Source organism: Dolichospermum sp. FACHB-1091 (assembly GCF_014697585.1).
Taxonomy (GTDB): Bacteria; Cyanobacteriota; Cyanobacteriia; order Cyanobacteriales; family Nostocaceae; genus Dolichospermum.
The window spans coordinates 129,449-148,833 of record NZ_JACJSB010000001.1 but is presented as its reverse complement, the minus strand read 5'-3'; the positions used below and the strand labels follow the sequence as shown (position 1 = coordinate 148,833).

Below are 19,385 nucleotides of genomic sequence, written 5' to 3'. Positions count from 1 at the left end.
TTAAGTAAAAAATTAAACTTTATGAACATTACAATTACTGGTACTATTGAACGTCGAAATATTGGCCTTGGTGTCTGGGCTTTTGTGACAGAAGATGGTGTCACTTACCAAATCCCCAAAAGTGCTGATAAAAACCTACTCAAATCAGGACAAAAAGTCAAAGTCACAGGACAGGTAAGAGAAGACTTAATGACAACTGCAATGATTGGTTCTGTTTTAGAAGTTCATTCTTTTGAGGTCATAATATAATTTTATGCTGACGGGATGACAAAATAGAAGTGTATCAAATGAAATTAGCAATACTTTCCAGGTAAGAAGTTTAGCAGAAGAAATTAAAGAGTTTATACTCCTGTCAAAAAACAAGAAAGTAGGATTTTTTCAGTCAGGGTCGCAAAGAGAATTTATTGTTTGATTCCTTTCATTGATAAACTTATGCGTTTGAGTTTTTCGTTGATTTCTAAAACCTGTACTTTTACAACTTGTCCAACTTTGACGATTTTTTTGGGATCATCCACAAATTTATCAGCAAGTTGGGAAATATGCACTAAACCATCTTGATGTACACCAATATCAACGAAAGCACCGAAATTAGCAACATTGGTAATAATTCCTTCTAGTTCCATTCCTACGGTTAGATCTCTAATTTCTTTGATTCCTTCCTTAAAGGTAGCATATTTAAATTCAGCACGAGGATCTCTTCCTGGTTTTTCTAATTCCCTGAGAATATCCCGCAGGGTTGGTTCTCCAATGGTGTCGGTAATGTATTTTTTAATGTTGGCCTTTTTGAGGTTTTCAGCTATTTGTGTCACTTGATTTAAAGATAATCCTAAATCAGCAGCTATAGACTTTACTAAAGGGTAACTTTCTGGATGAACTGCGGTATTATCTAAGGGGTTTTCACTATCACGAATTTTTAAAAAACCTGCGGCTTGTTCAAAAGCTTTTGGTCCTAGTTTTGCTACTTTTAAAAGTTGACGACGATTTGTAAATGCTCCATTTTCGTTGCGATAGGTGATAATATTATTGGCTATAGTTGGGGTAATTCCTGAAACAAATGTTAGCAGTTCTTTGGAAGCAGTATTCAAATCTACACCCACATAGTTAACGCAACTTTCTACGGTTTCATCTAATTTCTTTTTCAGTAATTTTTGATCAACGTCATGTTGATATTGTCCCACACCAATTGATTTAGGATCTATTTTAACTAGTTCTGCTAAAGGATCTTGTAATCTGCGACCAATACTAATTGCACCCCGCACGGTAATATCTAAATCAGGAAATTCTTCCCTTGCTACTTCACTAGCAGAATATATAGATGCACCAGATTCATTTACCATAACTTTAACTGGTTTATGGGCTATATTTGGTAATATTTCGGCGATAAATTCCTCTGTTTCCCGTGAGGCTGTACCGTTACCAATAGCTATTAATTGAATTTGGTATTTTTCCAGTAATTTTTTGATAGTTTGTGCCGCTTTTTGGCGTTGTTCTGCTGCTTGGTGGGGAAACACGGCTTGATATTCTAAGAATTTGCCAGTTTCATCTAAAATAGCTACTTTACAACCAGTTCTAAAGCCAGGATCTATGGCCATTGTCGGTTTCATTCCCGCTGGTGCTGATAATAGTAATTCTCGCAAATTGGTTTCAAAGGTTTTGATTGATTCTATGTCAGCATAGGTTTTTTTATCTTTAATGACTTCGCTAATTAATGAGGTTTTCATTAAGCGATTAAAACCATCTTTTAACATTCCTTGATAAAAGTTTCTAATGTTGCTAACTTTGGTTTTTATTTCTTGTGATTCTAAATAAACCAGAACAAAATCTTCATCAAAAGCAATTTCAAAACTGAGAATTTTTTCATCTTCTCCTCGACATAAAGCCAACATATTATGAGGGGCAATATTTTTGACTTTAATTTGATAATTTCGGTACATTTCAAATTTGGTTGTCCCTTCGGGATGTTCATCTTTAATGCGAGAAATAAACACCCCATTTTCTAAAAGATATTCGCGGATATATGCCCGTAATTCGGCTTTCTCTGCTACTTCTTCCGCTAAAATATCTGATGCACCTTTTAAGGCTTCATCTGTATTTTTTACTGCTAAAGTTTCGGAAATATATTTTGCTGCTTCTGCTTCCAACGATACAGAAATACCATTTCTTACATTCACAGATTTAATGAATATTGCCAGAGGTTCTAAACCTTTTTCTCTAGCAATGGTAGCGCGGGTACGACGTTTAGGACGATAGGGTAAATATAAATCTTCCAGTTCAGTTTTTTGTAAACAAGATGCTATTTTTGTGTTTAGTTCTGGAGTAAGTTTATCTTGTTGAGCGATCGCATTCACAATTACTTTTTTTCTTTCTTCCAATTCTGTTAAGTAATTATATCTATCTTGTAAATCCCGTAATTGCATTTCATCCATTTCATCTGTTCGTTCTTTACGATAACGCGCAATAAAGGGAATTGTCGCCCCTTCGGCTAAAAGTTCCAGCGCGTTTTGTACCTGGTGGGGTTTAAGTTTTAATTCACTTGCAAGGAGTTGAGAAATATTCAACATTTGTTATTTCAATTAAAGGAGTTTCAGAAATTCATATGAGCATCAATAGATATTATTATATCACTTAAATAAGAATAGGGTTGTTAGTCACGTCATTAGTTTCATATCCCAAATCATGAGACCATTTGCAAATAGCTACACTATAGCTTAATATTGAATGTATTGCCATTTTCCCTTAGTTAAGTATAACATAAATAACGTTGCCGAAAATGGTGAAAATCTACTGACATTAAACAGTAGTTTGTAGTTTAGAGGTGAGTTAAAATGCCTTTATTTTTCTTAATGACATTAGTTACAGGTGTAATGACTGGTTATCTCTTCAGAAGAAATGATGATGAAATCACTTATATTGCAGGTGTTTTCACAGCCGTTATTTTCATTGTGAGTTTAGTATTAGCACCTTGGCCAATTCAGTTTGGTTTGTTGATGTTTGTGGTCATTGTTAGTAACAAATTACTGAACAAAAATTGGTTTTAAGCCAATTCTTTAAGAGGATGTTTGAAAAGTCCCTAATGGTGTAAAAAAGCTCTCTCAGTATTAAGCTGTGAATAGATAATAAACAGCACCGAGAGAGTGATACAGGTAAAGCATACCCAATGATTCTTTCTAAGGAAATATAAAATACACAAAATCCCAAAGGCATGATAACATTTTTATTGCAATATTATGTAACAACATGATTCAACCCCGTAAACAGTTTGCTCAACATTGGTTAAAAAGTGATAAAGCCCTTAACGCAATTGTCCAAGCCGCTAATTGTCAAGAAAGTGATAAAATTCTGGAAATTGGACCCGGTACAGGAATCTTAACCCGTCGTTTATTACCACTGGTGAGATCCTTACTCGCAGTAGAAATTGACCGAGATTTGTGTAAATTACTCGTCAAACAAATAGGTGAAAAAGAGAATTTCTTACTCTTACAAGGTGATTTTCTGACTCTTGATTTACCGTCACAATTAACAGCATTTGCTAATTTTCAAAACCAGAATAAAGTTGTTGCGAATATTCCCTATAATATCACCGGTCCAATTATTGAAAAGTTACTGGGAACTATTTCTCATCCTAACCCAAAACCTTTTGATTCTATTGTTTTATTAGTCCAAAAAGAAGTAGCAGAAAGATTATATGCTAAACCGGGTTCTCGAACTTTTGGCGCATTGTCCGTACGGGTGCAATATTTGGCAGATTGTGAGTTAATTTGTACAGTTCCCGCTGCTGCATTTGTACCACCACCCAAGGTAGATTCGGCTGTAGTGCGGTTGACTCCTAAAAAAATAGCAATTCCAGCCCATGACCCCCAAAAATTAGAAAATTTAGTTAAATTGGGATTTGGGTCAAAACGCAAAATGTTAAGAAATAATTTACAATCAGTCATTGACCGCGATCGCTTGACACAATTTCTGGAACAATTAGAAATAAATCCCCAAGTTCGCGCTGAAGACCTCAGTGTTATACAATGGGTATCACTGGTAAATAGCATAGGGAATCAATAGCAAGAAGAGATCATCAAAATACTGGTCTTAACTCTGGAATTTTCCCAATTACTAATTACCCATTACCAGCCTTCACAAATATGATGAATGTTCAAATAGACATCAATAAACATTATGCGTTCTTATAGTTTAATTGCACCAGCCAAAATCAACCTGTATTTGGAAATTATCGGCAGTCGTGCTGACGGATATCATGAATTAGCAATGATACTCCAAAGCATAGATTTATCTGACAAAATTGATATCCATACTGCCAGCACTGAAAATATTCGTATCTACTGTAATCACCCCCAAGTACCCACAGATCAAACCAATCTAGTTTACAAAGCAGCCGACTTAATGGCCAAGGAATTTCCTCAAGCTTTTAGTAATTTTGGCGGTGTTGATATTACCATCAAAAAAAATATTCCGGTCGCTGCTGGTTTAGCTGGAGGTTCTACCAATGCCGCAGCCGTATTAGTAGGAATAGATTTACTTTGGGATTTGGGATTAACCCAATCAGAATTAGAAGAATTAGGCGCGAATCTCGGTTCAGATGTACCATTTTGTATTGGTGGAGGAACAGCTATTGCCACTGGTAGAGGTGAAAAACTTTCTCCTCTGCAAAGTTTAGATAATCTACATATAGTATTAGCAAAATATCGCAGTTTAGAAGTTTCTACACCTTGGGCATATAAAACCTATCGGCAACAATTTGGCATTAACTATATTCAAGATGCAGATACTTTTGCTGCCCGTGCTAGTGCATTTCATTCAGAAGCCATGGTCAAGGCCATTTTACATCGAAATACAGAAGAAATTGCCCAAAAAATACATAATGATTTAGAGAAAGTTGTACTACCAGCTTACCCCCAAGTATTGCAATTACGAGAATTATTCACCAATCAAAAAGAAGTTTTAGGAACAATGATGTCCGGTTCTGGTCCTTCAGTTTTTGCTATTGTCGAATCTCAAAATCAAGGAGAAATAGTCAAGAAGCGAATACGTGAAGCTATTCCCGATCAAGATTTAGAATTGTTTGTAACGCGGACAATTAAACATGGAATTAAAATAGCTTAATTGGATCATTAATATGGTTAGATCTTGTGGTGCGGGCATCCTGCCCGCTAGAATTATACAAATTCAATGCATTACAGTTTAGTAGCGGCTTCCAGTTGCTTCACACCTTAAAACCTATTCATCTTCGATTTTAAACTATTATGAATGAACCAAAACAAACACCATCAGCAGATATTTCCACTCAAGTACCACCCACCCCTTTACGCTGTCTAACCGGGGCAATTATGTCAGGAGGATTTGCATTTGCGGCTTATTCTCTGATGATATCAATCGCCACTACCTTTGCCCGTAAACCCATCCATTCCGATAACCAAATGGTAATTAACATTGGTTCGGCTGTGCGTACTTTAGTAGTAGGTGTAGTAGCCTTGGGAATGGGAATATTTGGATTAGTTGCTTTGGGCTTATTAGCCTTAGCAATTCAACTGATTATTCAGCAATTAACTAATCCTAAAAGTAGTTAATTTTAATTTCATTTAAAACTTGTCCCTGTCTTACTAACTACAGGTACAGGTTTAGCTAATGGTGAATTATTTTCATTTTTGATAAATTGCAACTTGGTATTTGTTGAACTTGAAGTTAACTGATGTTTTTTCCGCCAATGGGCGGGAGATAAACCATGATGTTGGCGAAACTGTCGGGAGAAATGACAAGTATCCTTATAACCTACTTGAGCGGCAATTTCTTCAATTGTCTGATGCGTATTTTTCAATAAAGCCAGGGCTGCTACCATTCGCCGTTTAATAATCCAAACATTTATTGGTTTTCCTGTTTGTTTCGCAACTTGATGAGTTAGATATGCAGAAGAATAGCCCACAGCTTCGGCCACGTCAGAGGAAGTAATTCCTTCTTGATAATTAGCTTCAATATAATCAAAAACATTTTTCAAATTGGGAATAATAGGAAAAATCGACTGAGAATTTACTGATTTGGTCAATAATTCCGCTGGTGCTAATTGATGGGAATTTTTAGCATACCAATATCTAAAAAGAGCTTGTTTTTGTAATCTAATAGCAATAGCCCGCAGTAACTCATTCGTTGTTACAGGTTTAGTTAAATAATCATCTGCTCCCAATTCCATGGCTTTTCGTAAAGACTCCTTTGTATTAATAGCAGTCAAAAAAATGAAAGGAATAATTGCTGTGAATGAATCTTCCCGCAGGTTACTTAATACAGTATAACCATCAATATCTGGCATGACCACATCACAAATTACCAAGTCAGGTAAATATTGTTTGATTAATTCCAGTCCCACAATCCCATTTTCTGCACTTATGGTATCATAACCCTCAGACCTAAGAGAATCTAAAACGAAATTGCGACTAAAAACATCATTATCAATGACGATAATTTTTTTTGATTCTTCGTACATAATTATTTCAATCACTAAATTTTGGGGTGTTTAACTATTACTAAACTCTGTAATAAATCACTCGCAAATCTAGATATAATTTGAGCAATAATTAACACAAGATTAGAGCAAAGAGTTCATACAATCTTAATAATTGCTATGATCTCAATTAGTAATTAGTTTTTGGCAGCTTCACATTTAAGTTTGAATAAACTTGATTTTAACAACAAAAAATAAATACTTTCCATTTAGTTGCATGAAACAAATAATTGTTTTTTATTGCTTTCCAATCGAGCTACCCTGAGATTTTAACTTGTGAACATAAAAAGGCAATATTGTCAATTAGTCTTTTTGAGTATTTTTGAATATTTTTGGTTTGTGATATCTCATAAATAAGTAAACTGTGAGTTTTTTGCATAACTTCAGTAAATTCTCTATATTTAAAATATAACTACGGAATTATATCAGTAGTCATCTGTCATTAGGAATATGTTTTTCATAAAATTAGCTGACAATAATCATACTAATGGGGGATGTAAACAATTAGCAATTGTGATGGCACAAACTTTATAATACTAACCTCCTTTTTATAATAGAGGTTAGTATTACCACCAAGACTTAAACTAAAGCTGCTGTCGTTTTCAGTGCAAAAATTTTCTCAATTACATCTTCAACTACCTTATCTGGTGTAGAAGCACCAGAGGTAATACCAACTTTAATTTCTCCCGTTGGTAGCCAGTTTTCTGTAATTACCAAATCTCCCGTTAATTCTCGATGTTTGATCTTATTAATTGATTGAATACATTCAACACTATCAATGTGATAAGAAGGAATATTTCGATCAAAAGCAATCTGTTGTAATTGGGTAGTATTTGATGAATTAAATCCCCCAATTACTATCATTAAATCCAGATTTTCTTTCACCAATTCCAACATCGCATCTTGACGTTCTTGAGTGGCATCACAGATAGTATTAAAATTTTGAAAATGCTGATTTAACTCTGCAGGTCCATACTTCTGCATCATGGCTCGCTCTAGCATTTTACCGATTTTTTCGGTTTCATCCTTCAGCATGGTTGTTTGGTTAGCAATTCCTACCCGTTCTAAATCTTGATCAGGATCAAATCCCGCAGAACAAGCTTTAGCAAACTTAGTTAAAAATTCTTGACGATCGCCACCATTGAGAATATAGTTAATTACATATTCTGCTTCTTTTAAATTCAAAACAATCAGATATTTCCCCGCAAAGGAACTAGTAGCAACGGTTTCTTCATGTTTGTATTTTCCGTGAATAATTGATGTGTAATCACCTTTTTTGTGCTTTTCTACAGTGTTCCAAACTTTAGATACCCAAGGACAAGTAGTATCAACAATCTGACAACCTTTATCGTTAAGAATTTGCATTTCTTGAACACTAGCACCGAAAGCTGGTAAAATCACTACATCACCGCTACCAACAACAGAAAAATCTTTGATTTTGTCAATGACGGGAATAAATTCTACCTGCATTTCCTGCATACGTTTATTCACGGATGGATTGTGAATAATTTCGTTAGTAATCCAAATCCGTTCTGAGGGGAAATGCTTACGGGTTTCATAAGCCATTGCTACAGCACGTTCCACACCCCAACAAAAACCAAATGCTTGTGCTAATTGAATCGTCACATCACCACGCTTGAGAGTGTAGTGAGAATCCCGGATTTCCTGAATCAAGTTACTCTGATATTCAGATTGTAACTGGGTAGCAACTTCCTCTTGATGACCAAAGCCCTTACGATTGTAATTGGCTGAATGTTGCAGGTTGCGTTTAAAAGCTTTTGTATCCATTTGGAATTGGCGACTAAAATGACTATTTTTGATTTTCTCGCGCCTGGAGGCAATTGAGATAGGAAATTTTAATTTAAGTAGGTTGGCGTTAAAAATTGTCGTTATGACAAGGGAACTCTTAACAGGGAACTCTTAACTGGGAACTCTTAACTGGGAACTCTTAACTGGGAACAGGGAACTCTTAACTGGGAACAGGGAACAGGGAAGAGGTATCAAAATCATATTTCTTTACTGAAATAAAATCTATCCACAATTACTAATTTGTTACCTCTGACCCTAATAGACATCGGGTGAAAATAAAATATGCGTGACTTACAACCCTTGTAGAGACGTGACCTGGGTAGGGATTCTCGTCTCTACAATCTTTACCGGATATGTCTAATAAATTAAATTACTTATTAGAAATTCGGTCTGCGAACTCGGAGTTATAACCTTCTTCCCCGTGTTCATGGATATCCAAGCCTTGATTTTCTGTTTGCTCTGGGACTCTTAAACCAACTGTAGCCGCAATAACTTTCAAAATGATCCAAGTTCCCACCCCAGCAATGATATAGGCTATGGCAATTGCTGCTAATTCCACAAATAATTCACTCAAGTTACCACGCAGTACCCCGTCCTTGCCACCAGAATTAACTTCAGTTGTGGCAAAGAAAGCCGTTAAAATCGCCCCGATAGTACCGCCAACACCATGGACAGGATAGGTATCTAAGGCATCATCGACCTGTAACTTGTGTTTAAAACTGACAGCATAGAAGCAGAGGAAAGAGGTAATCAAACCGATTAAGATTGCGGCTAGAGGGGTGACAAATCCCGCCCCTGGGGTGATTCCAACTAAACCAGCGACAGCACCAGTCACTGCCCCTACAGCGGTGGGTTTTCCCCGTAATGTAGCTTCTAAGATCAACCACATTAACGACCCGGCAGCAGCGGATGTATTAGTAGCAACAAAGGCTACTGTGGCTACTGTGCCAGCAGATAAGGCGCTACCAGCGTTAAAGCCAAACCAACCAAACCAAAGTAAGCCAGCGCCCAACAAAATAAAGGGGACATTGTGGGGAGGACTCAAACGATCTGGATAGTTTTTTCTCGGACCGAGGACAATTGCTGCTACTAGTGCCGAAACAGCAGAACTAATATGTACTACTGTACCACCAGCAAAGTCTAGAGCGCCTATACCGCCATATAAACCTAAAAATCCTCCCTTAGCCCACACCATGTGCGCTAAAGGTGTGTAGATAAACGTTGACCACAGCACTACAAATAGGCAATAGGCACGGAAACTCATCCGTTCGGCGATCGCACCTGATATTAATGCTGGAGTGATAATAGCAAACATGGCTTGATAGATCATGAATGCTTGATGGGGAATTGTTGGCGCGTAGGATACCACCTCTGCTGGGGCTGAACCTTGCAGATAACCTGTTGTTTCTAAGCCAACACCGTTTAAGCCCAACCACTGTAAACCACCAATAAAAGGTAAACCAGGGGCAAAGGAAAGACTATAACCCCACAGAACCCAAGTGACTCCAACAATGGCCATCAACACAAAACTCATCATTAATGTGTTTAGAATATTCCGCGATCGCACAAACCCACCATAAAAGAACGCTAATCCCGGTGTCATCAGCAATACTAGGGCAGATGAGATCAACATAAATGCTGTATCTCCTGTATCAGGGGGTGGTGCTGCCGTTGACTCCGCGGCCCAAGCATTACCTGTTAACAACCCTCCCAGCATCAATAAAGTTAAACACCCGGTAATAACTACTTTCTTCAACACTTATTTTCTTTCCTCTGCGGCTACGATGTTGATCCTGATTAAATTTCGTATTTTTCGCTACTTTATTCTGTCTTAAAAGTTACTTAAATTCTAATTTTCTAGTCAGCTTAACATCAGCTTAACCAAAATATTACTAGAAATTTTATCTTTTTTTGTATTTATATCTAAGTAATCTTGACATAGAAAATCATGTTTTTTTCCATAAAATTTGTGAAACAACCTAAAATTTGACAAAATCCCAGTTTTTTGCTAACCGCCAAAAACCCCCTTAACAGCCAATTCCCCATCAGCAAAAAAAATTTTTTTTCAAAACACTTGACATTATCCCACAAGGACTGCTATATTATCTAAAGTTAATTCCTTGGGGCGTAGCCAAGTGGTAAGGCAGCGGGTTTTGGTCCCGCCATCCCTAGGTTCGAATCCTAGCGCCCCAGTTAAATAATTTTCAGTTATTCCGAAGATTCTTATCGCTTACTCCTATTCTTGATTTAAGTAGGTGAACGGAAAAAAACCGACATAAGTAACGAAAAGTAAAGTTGCCCAAAACCTGTTCCCTGTTCCCTTGTCATAACGAAAGTTTTTAACGCCAACCGACTTAGTCTTTTTGTCGTTGCTGAATTTGTGCATGATTTTGGGGGGTAGAGCCGAGAATCCCTGCATGAGGAACGTCTCTACTACAAGGATCTTAAATGTATGCAGTATCATTTTCATCCCTAAAATCAGCAACGCCGTCTTTTTTAGGTGCGAAAACCAAGCACAGCAGACAAAGGAATTTTAATGATGAATGCTGAAAGCTAAAAGCTACTGTATGTATTTGTTTTAAGCGGGTGACAAAGAAGTTAAAGAGTAGTCCTTAATTGGTATGTCAAGACAACAAAAAGACCAGCCCTCCCACAGGCTGGTCTGCAAAAAAACGTTGTTCGTGTTGTCTTCTCAGTGGAGTCAAAACCAAATTGCGCGTTCCTAAAATTCAACGGCAACTTTTCTTAACAAGATTGTAACAGCCAGTACAATTTTTTGATGAAAATATCTGAAAAAATATCTATCTGTGGGTGAATAGAGGAAAGAAGAAGAGGTTAATAACCTGCTGATAACTAACCGCTGACTAATACTTGTGGTTTTCCCCAAATAATTGTTTCGTGTTTATAAACTACTAGTCCTGGTTTAGTTCCTTTGGGTTTGTAGACGTGCTTGGGTTGGGTGTACACTACTGGTACTTGGTCACTTTGACGGCCCCGGCTGAAGTAAGCGGCTAAATTAGCGGTAAATTGTAAATCAGCTTCTTCGGCAATTGTACCCGGTTCTAGACGCAAAAGCAGATGACTACCCGGAATTTCTTGGGCGTGAAACCATAAATCATAGTCTCCAGCGACACGGAATGTCAATTGGTCATTTTGAACGTTATTCCGACCAATGAGGATTTCAAAGCCACTGGGACTGCGGTAACGATGAAAATTAGTACCGGGGGTGTCGTTGCTGTTACGGCTGCGGTATTCTAGGTCTTCTAAGTATTTTTGATCAATTAGTTCGTCACGGATTTCTTCTAAAGCCTGTAAATCTTCTGGGTTTTGGTAGTTATCTATCTGAGAAATTGCGGCTTCTACTTGTTCTAAATAATCAATTTCTGTCTGCACTGCAAATAACAGCGGTTCAACAGCCCCACGGGCGCGTTTTAACTTTTGATGCTGTTTGTAAAGCTTTTGGGCATTTTGAACAGCGTTCTTGTCTGGTAAAAGAGCAATTAATATAGGTTTTTCTGTTTCAAAGTCTGGTAATATTATATTCTGCAATCCTGGTTGCCATTGATGCAGGTTTGCCATTAATAAATCGGCTTTTTGCCGATATTCTTCCGCTTGGTCTGATTGTTGCAAGCGATCGCTAAAAGTTCGTGCTTTAATACGTAATTTAGCCAAAATATTCGCTAATTTCTGAATTAACTGATGTCGCAGTTGCACAAACAACTGTTGATTCAGATGATCAGAATAATAACGGTAAAGTAACTCTTGAATACTCTTTGTGGGTTTGACAGCACCCCAACCCATAACTGTATACCCGGTTTTTGTCCAAGCCGGTTTAAATTGCCCTGATTCTAAAGCTTGTAACCATTCTTGCCAACATTCAAATAAATTTTGCCAATCTTTAGGGGTTAATACGTCCGTATTAGTATCAGGTAAAATCTGAGCATTTAGTAACATTGTCTCTAATAAAGCCGAACTTAAACCACTATAACTTTTAAGTAATTGGCGCTTAATTTCCCCCGGTACTAAACTTACCCGTTCTTGCCAGCGTTCTAGAGATTCGGTTAAATTGGGGGTTTTTCCCGTTAATTTTGGCGGTTTTTCGTAATTTTGTCCCGTTTGAATGGGACGCACACTAGATTGTTGTTGACTAACTTGATGGGCAGCAGTGATAATTTCGTTACTAGCATCAGTTAAAATCACATTGCTATATTTACCCATAATTTCAGCATAGAGGTGATAAAGCGCACTTTCTCCTGGACGAGGGGCAAATTGTAAATCAATTACCCTCTCCCACGGAGAAATAGCCTCAATTGCCACTAAGGCCAACCCACCTAATTGATGTCTTAACTGCTGACTAAATGTAAAAGTATCTGGGTGTCGTGGCGGTGGTTCGCTAATACAAATATGAGCGGCTTGGGGATGCCAAGAAATATCTAACCAACCCCGATGTTTTAAGGTTCGTAAAGCGATCGCAATGGTAAAGCGATCGCGCTGATATACTTGTTCTGTGCGTGCAGGTAGCCAATTAGTGCGAATTTCGCTACAAGCAGCGGTTAAAGCTGTAAAATCAAGGGGTTGCAAAACAATTAATCTCTTTTATAATTTAGGTTGGTTAGGTTTGTTAATTTTAAGAGCTAATTATACTAATTATATAGATCATTCACCATTTTATCTAATTTTCTATAAATTGAACTAATATTTGTGATTGTATCACATATTTCCGTTTTTAACAGAGTGCATTCAGAAAATATTTTCTGAATATCTACATCTGTTTTAGGTATTTTACCTTCTTGGATTAAATTAGTCCAAGTTAAACCCCGTTTTTCATACTGTTGTAGATAAATTTGCAGGAATTGTAAAACAATTGTACTTTCTGAAAAGATTAATTCTTGACGACCATTAAAAATTTTATCATCTTTGATTTTAATTTTAGTGATTGGTTGATCACGTGATCCAATAATTTCAAATCTGTGTGGTTCAGCGTTTAAAAAATTCCAACAAGGTAAATTGAGATTTTCAAAAACTTGCAAAAAATTAACCTCAACTATGGGTTTATTATCACTATAATCAAACTTAATTTTATGTCCTAATTGTGTTAATTCGTATAACTGCCAATTCCATGTTATTAAATTATTCACACCATTAATAAATGGTTGTTGTGCTGTTAAAGAAATATTTTTAATAGGAAATTCCTTTAAATCATCAGGATATATTCTACTCTTAGCTATTTGAGTTTCACTATTAACAGTCATAATATTTTCATCACGGTTATTCAATAGTAAAAAGCGTTTCCCAAAACTAGAAGCAAGAATAGCAGTAATATATCTTAAATCAAATTTTTTGGCTATTTCTAGTTTTTCTTCTGCATATTGATAAATTTGTAATTTTTTACCTTTTCCATCTCCCAGAAGTTTTTGACGTTTTTTAGAAAGTTCATACATTTGTCTTTTTTCTTTCTCTAAACGTTTAACTCTATAAACATCATCCCATCTGACACAAATTCTCACACTATCAGGAACATAAAACCCATCTCCTGCTATTATTCCTCGATCATAAGTTGGAAATGAAGTCATCCCAAACAGGATTTTAGGATAATTATATAATTCAGGAATTGTTGCTCTACGAATTTGTCCAGGAACTCTTTCCGTATCCCATTCCAAATAACGAATATTATCAATTGCTAGTTCTCTAATAATATTTTCTCCATCAATATATTTTTTAGAATGAATCTTATCTAGTTGTGAACTTAAAAGAACATCTTTTTTAAATGCTCCTTTAACTTTCATTTCATCAGCATTTAAAACCATTCCTACAGTGCAATAACAAATATCTTCTAAATAAGTAACGTCTGCAAAATTATCATTAACTACAAACTGTCTAAAAACCTTACCTTTATATTCATATTGATTCAAAGGATCAATTTCTTGAATTTCTGTAAATAACCCATTGTGGAGAAATCTTTTTACTTGATAATTATTTTCTGGAACAATATTTTCTAAAATAAAAATAGTATTGTTAACAACAGCATCAGAGAAAATTTTCACATTATTAAAAAAATCTACTTGTTTAATAGTCAGATTTTCAGCAATATATTCTCGGAGTAATTCCGCATAATTATTAGTTTGAATACCCCTAGAAACAATTAAGCCAATTTTACCTAAATCCTTAGTAGCTTGACAAGCAAGTTCCACAAATGGAACAAACAGATCCCATTTTTCATGAAGTGTGGTAAATCTTCCAGAATTTTCAATTTCTCGACGATAAATATCTGCTCCAGGTTCATCAGCTTTTACATAGGGAGGGTTTCCCACAACAAAATCAAAACCATCAATAAATTTACCAGATTTAGTTTTAATTTGGGCAACAGTAGAAAGTTCTAAATCTAAAATAGGATTAAGTAAAGGAGTTCTAATTTCTTGTGATTTTGGTAATAACAAAGAATCCGTATTATATACATTAAATCTATCTATGGTACATTCTTGTAACTTACCTGCTTCCTTCGCTTGTTGGAGTAAATCAACCACTTGAATTAATAAATTAGTTTCAGCTAAATAACAAGCAAAAGGATTAATATCTAAACAAAATAAACAATCTTTCACTTGTTGAATAATCGCAGGAACATATTCCACAGGAATAGTATTAGTTTTCCGAGAACGATAGGAATTAATTAAACGACGTGCAGCATGAACTAAAAAACTACCAGAACCTCCTGCGGGGTCTAATAATTTTTGATCACGAATATCAGGATTATCGGATTTATAACCAATAGCATCTAAAATATATTCTACAACTTCTTTAGGTGTAAAATATCTACCTTGTTCATGTTTTCCTTCTTCCACATATCTACCATAAACCATCCCAATAATATCGCTATCAATTTCTTGTAAATTAAAGCGATTAAGAATATGTAAAACCTTAATTAAAGTATTAGAATTAATGCGATACCAATTAAATAAATCCGCACTATTGAAGAAATGAGCATAGATATTTTGAGCAGAACGATAGGACATTTCTAAAAGATAATCCATAGACATTCCTTGCGCTAGATCTAAATATCTTGGTTCGACTTCTTCCTTCCAATATTTAAACCCTCCATTGGAAAATTTACGATTAATTAATTTTTTATCTTCACAAATTCTTACCATTAAAAGACGAATGACATAAACATAAGCAGTTTGTCTAGCAAATTCAGTTTTTAATTTATCTTCATTTGCACCTTGTAAAATGGTTTTACTAACTAAATTACGCCAAGATATAAAATATTGATGGGTTTTAATTGCGGTATCATAAGTTAAATTTTGCTTTGCTTGCCAGTCTTTCCAATCAAATACAATTCTTTCATATTCTCGTAATAATTCAATTAATTTTGGATCAAGTTTAATAATTTTCTTTTCTTCTGTGACTTTAATTCCTAGTTCTTGTTTTTTGGTTTCTGAAATTGTAGGAATTAAATCTAATTGTACTCCTTTTATACCTTCTATATTTTTAGGAGAATTTTGATTTTTCTGTGCTATTTTTTTACCTTGAGCATTGATTAATTTATTTAAAAATATTTGTTCTAATTCTTGAATTGAACCTTGAGATTTATCGGCAAATTCCAGCAATTTTTCTACAATTTCGGAAAATTCCTCAACTTCTAATACTCCATAAGCACGTAAATAATTTAAAATCTGATTTCTCAGACGATCTAAAATTTTAGTTGCTGTCTCTTGATAATTTTGTTCAGTTGCATGAATATTAGGCAAATATTTATTTTGACAATATTGATCATATTCTTCTAGTAATAATTGTAATTGATATAAAACATCTTCTTCTAACAGGAGAATTGCGGCTTTAATATCTAAAATTAGTAATTCATCAAAATTAGGAGTATTAACCTGAGATTTGGCATTATTTAACCATTCATTCTCTGGTTTACCAATATCTTGAATTAAACTTTCAATATTTTCAAAATTGAGTTTATTAAATCGTCTATATAAAGTTTTTAAATCTTGAATTTGGGCATTATTTAAGCCAGAAATACCACCATGATCATGATAAGTTTGGACAATTTTCTCAAGATCCAAATGTAAAACCGGACTGGGAGAATTAGGATCAGAAATATCCCAACCTAATAATAATTTACCATTACAAAGTAATCCCAAATCATAACCGCGACTGGGTGCATAACTTATTAATTGTTGTAAAGGTTCAGATTTTTGAATATTATAGGCAGTATGTTTATCTTCTACTAAAAAACAGCGAATATTACCACTTGCTAATTTAATTTGAAAATCTGGACGACTGCTATCTTTGCCATTGGTTGTGGTATTTTTAGCGATATCTCCTGAATCAAAACCTAAAGCAAGCAGCAATGGTAAAACTATTTTAGTATCAACAATATTATCTTCATCATTAGTTTGCGGTTCGGCAATATATTCTAAATAAGTTTTGCCTTCATAAAAGTTCTGATTATTGAAAATATTGAAAAATTCACTTTGAAATTGATTTAATGTAGACACATTTAATTTCCCTTTTGATTTATTTTTGGCTAAAATAACTGATTACATAGCAATTCTATATAATAAATATATATATTACACCTTGTGCGGGCAAGATGCCCGCACCACAAGAGTTTTATCATTAATATCTGTACTTTGTGAATATCGAAAACTGCTGTATGTGCAAAAATTTCCTTTTCTTCTGCCTCTGCGACCTCCGCGCTTCTGCGTGAGCTATAATAAAGGGGTTTTCAAAAGCGCAGCTAAATAAATCTGTTTTAGAGGATGTTTGTCAAGATTAGCCATAAATGGCCATTTTCTTTTAAAACATCCTTTAACAAAAATCAGTTATCCGAGTATCAGCAGTTATGTATCTGTTGAAGCTGAATGCTGTTTATTGCCAGGGTGAGGGTATAGGTGTAGTAGAAATCACCTTTTCTGCCATTAACCTGACGGCGCTTCTGCCACAATTTGGACATTCTACCTCTAAATACTGCGAAGATGATACGTCTACCTCACATAATATCCCTTGTTTGCAGTGCCAACACTCACAAATCACTCTACAAACTGGTTGGTTACAGTCAAGAATCTTAACGTGCTGAAAATTTTGAGATTCGCTGTCTGGTTTCCTGGGTTTAGGGAATTTTTTGATTTCTTGAACTTCCATCATCTTACCATCTAACTGCAAGTATGTTTAGGGCTTTTGGAGCTTAGTTAATCCTTTCCTATCTTACAACCATGCACCAATGATCTGGTCATTGGTGATTGGTAATTGGTAATTGGCCATTTTTGCCTATTTACCAACTAATACAGGTTCTCTCACAGATTGCTGCAACAGTTGGGTATATAGTTTATCTAGCTGACTAGCTACACCATGCCAGCTAAATTTATCACTAACACGCTTTTTAGCTGCTTTTCCTAATTCTTGCTGCCATTGAGGATGACTGAGAATTTGATCAATAGCGTGATTAAAAGCAGGGACATTTTGCGGTGGTACTAATAAACCAGTTTCTTCATTAACTACGGTAAATTGCAGGCCACCGACATCACTAGCGACTACAGGTGTACCACAGGCCATGGCCTCGATAGCTACCAGTCCAAAGGGTTCGTAGTGACTAGGAACTACACAAACATCCGCAGCGGCATAATAAGATGGTAATATCTCTCGACTCAAACAGCCTGGCAAAGACGTACATTCGTCCATACCCAACTCGTTAACAATTCCTGCTATGCGATCGCGTTCCTTAGCATCACTATTACCTGGTGTACAACCACCACCAATAATCAATTGCAATTGTTTCGACTCATAGAACTTAGACTCCCTTACTGCCCGCACTAAGGTTTCTATGCCTTTCCGGGGGTCAAATCTACCTACATATAAAACCACTTTAGCTTCTGGATCAATTTCTAATCTGGTTCTGGCTGCTTCTCTGGTCACTGAACCAAACTGCTGAATATCTGTACCACAGGGAATAATATCAATTTCCCCTTTTTGAGAAACAAGCGATCGCATATGTTCCTGTTCTTGGGGACTAGTGGCAACAATTCTTTCTACTGTTTCTAATATTTCTTTTTCCACTAATAAACGTTGACTTGCTACCAGCGGAATATTTTCTATGGTCTTGTATTTGATCACTCCTAAGGAATGGTAGGTATGAACCTGTTTAATTCCCAGTCTTTTTTTCAATTCCATTCCTACCCAACCAGATAACCAATAGTTGGTATGAACCAAATCATAATTAATCCCGGCTTCTTTCTGGAATTTTATTAACTGATCCACAAATTCTGGTAAATACTGAAAACCATGATCTCTTGACACAAATTCTACAGGACCTGCTGTTAAGCGAATAGTCCGACAATTAGAACTATGTTCTACTATCGTTTCTTGATCAGCACTGACTCTCCTGCTAAACATATCCACCTGCCATCCTAGCTGTGCCAGGGCTTCACCCACTTGGCGGACATAAACATTTTGTCCTCCTGCCTCTTCTCTACCTATTTCAATTGCTGGATCACCGTGAACTGAAATTAAGGCGATGTGTTTTTTTGTGGTAGCTTTCATAGATTTGTGATTTTCCTAATTTTAACAAGATATAAGTGTCTTTTCAACTTGTGCTTATTAAACTGAAATCTGTGTTTTCTTGGCTAACTTTGAATAATTAATATTTATTCTATCTTGATTATTGCCAAAATATTGATTAACCTCTCCTACATTCTATATTTCTATTTAATACCTTCTATAGATAGAAATATCTATCTTTTTATATGGAAAAGCGAATATGATCTATCATGATATACTAGTTAGTCCATGATAAAACCTATCTCAAGTCGCAACGTCACATCCTTTTAGATATTTCTAGTTCATGATTTGCACGTTTCAAATAATTACAATAATGTCCATCAAACCAAATACAACAAAGTTAAATCCCTGAAAACATTACTTCAATTGCCATTATGTTCAAAAAGCACTAATTTAATTTAGCCAAGTGTGTTCACTTATACTATTATTATATTTCTATAAGTTTTGTTACGTTAGCTACAATTTTCGCAAAAAATTCCAAATTTTGTGTAATTATGCTCTCAAGTCTTAAAAA

Annotated in this window: 13 protein-coding genes and 1 tRNA gene; 6 read left to right on the top strand and 8 right to left on the bottom strand. The window is 35.5% G+C overall.

Features of this window, described 5'->3' with window-relative positions:
• The first annotated feature begins 21 nt into the window (after positions 1-21).
• Positions 22-249: a hypothetical protein gene (locus tag H6G25_RS00700; RefSeq protein ID WP_190390844.1), complete on the top strand. Its 228-nt coding sequence runs from the start codon at positions 22-24 to the stop codon at positions 247-249.
• A 152-nt stretch (positions 250-401) separates the two neighbouring features.
• Here H6G25_RS00700 and H6G25_RS00695 read toward each other — a convergent pair whose 3' ends face one another.
• On the bottom strand, positions 402-2,561 hold the full coding sequence (locus H6G25_RS00695) for a Tex family protein (protein WP_190390843.1): 2,160 nt from the start codon (positions 2,559-2,561) through the stop codon (positions 402-404).
• 264 nt (positions 2,562-2,825) lie between these two features.
• On the opposite strand from H6G25_RS00695, the gene H6G25_RS00690 reads away from it, so the two are divergent.
• The 4 genes from H6G25_RS00690 (at position 2,826) to H6G25_RS00675 (ending at position 5,576) form a co-directional block, all read left to right on the top strand.
• A complete protein-coding gene (locus H6G25_RS00690; protein ID WP_190390842.1) occupies positions 2,826-3,038 on the top strand; it encodes a hypothetical protein in 213 nt (70 codons plus the stop codon).
• Between the two features lie 199 nt (positions 3,039-3,237).
• Entirely contained in the window at positions 3,238-4,053 is an 816-nt protein-coding gene (rsmA, locus tag H6G25_RS00685) for a 16S rRNA (adenine(1518)-N(6)/adenine(1519)-N(6))-dimethyltransferase RsmA (protein ID WP_190390841.1), read from the top strand.
• A gap of 114 nt (positions 4,054-4,167) precedes the next feature.
• A complete protein-coding gene (ispE, locus tag H6G25_RS00680; RefSeq protein ID WP_190390840.1) occupies positions 4,168-5,112 on the top strand; it encodes a 4-(cytidine 5'-diphospho)-2-C-methyl-D-erythritol kinase in 945 nt (314 codons plus the stop codon).
• Between the two features lie 140 nt (positions 5,113-5,252).
• Positions 5,253-5,576 carry a DUF3082 domain-containing protein gene (locus H6G25_RS00675; protein ID WP_190390839.1) on the top strand — a complete coding sequence of 108 codons (324 nt, stop codon included), beginning with the start codon at positions 5,253-5,255 and terminating at the stop codon, positions 5,574-5,576.
• A gap of 8 nt (positions 5,577-5,584) precedes the next feature.
• On the opposite strand, the gene H6G25_RS00670 is transcribed toward H6G25_RS00675, so the two are convergent.
• The 3 genes from H6G25_RS00670 to H6G25_RS00660 form a co-directional block, all read right to left on the bottom strand.
• The gene (locus H6G25_RS00670) at positions 5,585-6,484 is read right to left on the bottom strand and encodes a DNA-binding response regulator (RefSeq protein ID WP_190390838.1); all 900 of its coding nucleotides are present in this window, start codon (positions 6,482-6,484) and stop codon (positions 5,585-5,587) included.
• A 597-nt stretch (positions 6,485-7,081) separates the two neighbouring features.
• Complete coding sequence (locus tag H6G25_RS00665; RefSeq protein WP_190390837.1) at positions 7,082-8,290, bottom strand: 4-hydroxy-3-methylbut-2-enyl diphosphate reductase; 1,209 nt, start codon at positions 8,288-8,290, stop codon at positions 7,082-7,084.
• A 391-nt stretch (positions 8,291-8,681) separates the two neighbouring features.
• Entirely contained in the window at positions 8,682-10,070 is a 1,389-nt protein-coding gene (locus H6G25_RS00660) for an ammonium transporter (RefSeq protein ID WP_190390836.1), read from the bottom strand.
• A 362-nt stretch (positions 10,071-10,432) separates the two neighbouring features.
• Here H6G25_RS00660 and H6G25_RS00655 point away from each other — a divergent pair.
• Positions 10,433-10,504, top strand: a tRNA-Gln gene (locus H6G25_RS00655).
• 660 nt (positions 10,505-11,164) lie between these two features.
• Here the strand turns inward: H6G25_RS00655 and H6G25_RS00650 are convergent.
• From H6G25_RS00650 to H6G25_RS00635, 4 genes are all read right to left on the bottom strand, one after another.
• On the bottom strand, positions 11,165-12,892 hold the full coding sequence (locus tag H6G25_RS00650; RefSeq protein WP_190390835.1) for an NFACT family protein: 1,728 nt from the start codon (positions 12,890-12,892) through the stop codon (positions 11,165-11,167).
• 62 nt (positions 12,893-12,954) lie between these two features.
• On the bottom strand, positions 12,955-16,812 hold the full coding sequence (locus tag H6G25_RS21605) for an N-6 DNA methylase (protein WP_190390834.1): 3,858 nt from the start codon (positions 16,810-16,812) through the stop codon (positions 12,955-12,957).
• Positions 16,813-17,185: 373 nt separating this feature from the next.
• A complete protein-coding gene (locus H6G25_RS00640; RefSeq protein ID WP_071604956.1) occupies positions 17,186-17,458 on the bottom strand; it encodes a hypothetical protein in 273 nt (90 codons plus the stop codon).
• A 126-nt stretch (positions 17,459-17,584) separates the two neighbouring features.
• Positions 17,585-18,853 (bottom strand): glycosyltransferase family 1 protein, encoded by a 1,269-nt coding sequence (locus H6G25_RS00635; RefSeq protein WP_190390833.1) that lies wholly within the window; start codon positions 18,851-18,853, stop codon positions 17,585-17,587.
• Positions 18,854-19,385 lie beyond the last annotated feature (532 nt).

What these genes read in the sequence shown, in the direction of transcription:
- H6G25_RS00700 (WP_190390844.1), top strand. Translation starts at nt 22, where the DNA reads ATGAACATTACAATTACTGGTACTATTGAACGTCGAAATATTGGCCTT.
- H6G25_RS00695 (WP_190390843.1), bottom strand. Translation starts at nt 2,561, where the DNA reads ATGTTGAATATTTCTCAACTCCTTGCAAGTGAATTAAAACTTAAACCC.
- H6G25_RS00690 (WP_190390842.1), top strand. Translation starts at nt 2,826, where the DNA reads ATGCCTTTATTTTTCTTAATGACATTAGTTACAGGTGTAATGACTGGT.
- rsmA (WP_190390841.1), top strand. Translation starts at nt 3,238, where the DNA reads ATGATTCAACCCCGTAAACAGTTTGCTCAACATTGGTTAAAAAGTGAT.
- ispE (WP_190390840.1), top strand. Translation starts at nt 4,168, where the DNA reads ATGCGTTCTTATAGTTTAATTGCACCAGCCAAAATCAACCTGTATTTG.
- H6G25_RS00675 (WP_190390839.1), top strand. Translation starts at nt 5,253, where the DNA reads ATGAATGAACCAAAACAAACACCATCAGCAGATATTTCCACTCAAGTA.
- H6G25_RS00670 (WP_190390838.1), bottom strand. Translation starts at nt 6,484, where the DNA reads ATGTACGAAGAATCAAAAAAAATTATCGTCATTGATAATGATGTTTTT.
- H6G25_RS00665 (WP_190390837.1), bottom strand. Translation starts at nt 8,290, where the DNA reads ATGGATACAAAAGCTTTTAAACGCAACCTGCAACATTCAGCCAATTAC.
- H6G25_RS00640 (WP_071604956.1), bottom strand. Translation starts at nt 17,458, where the DNA reads ATGGAAGTTCAAGAAATCAAAAAATTCCCTAAACCCAGGAAACCAGAC.
- H6G25_RS00635 (WP_190390833.1), bottom strand. Translation starts at nt 18,853, where the DNA reads ATGAAAGCTACCACAAAAAAACACATCGCCTTAATTTCAGTTCACGGT.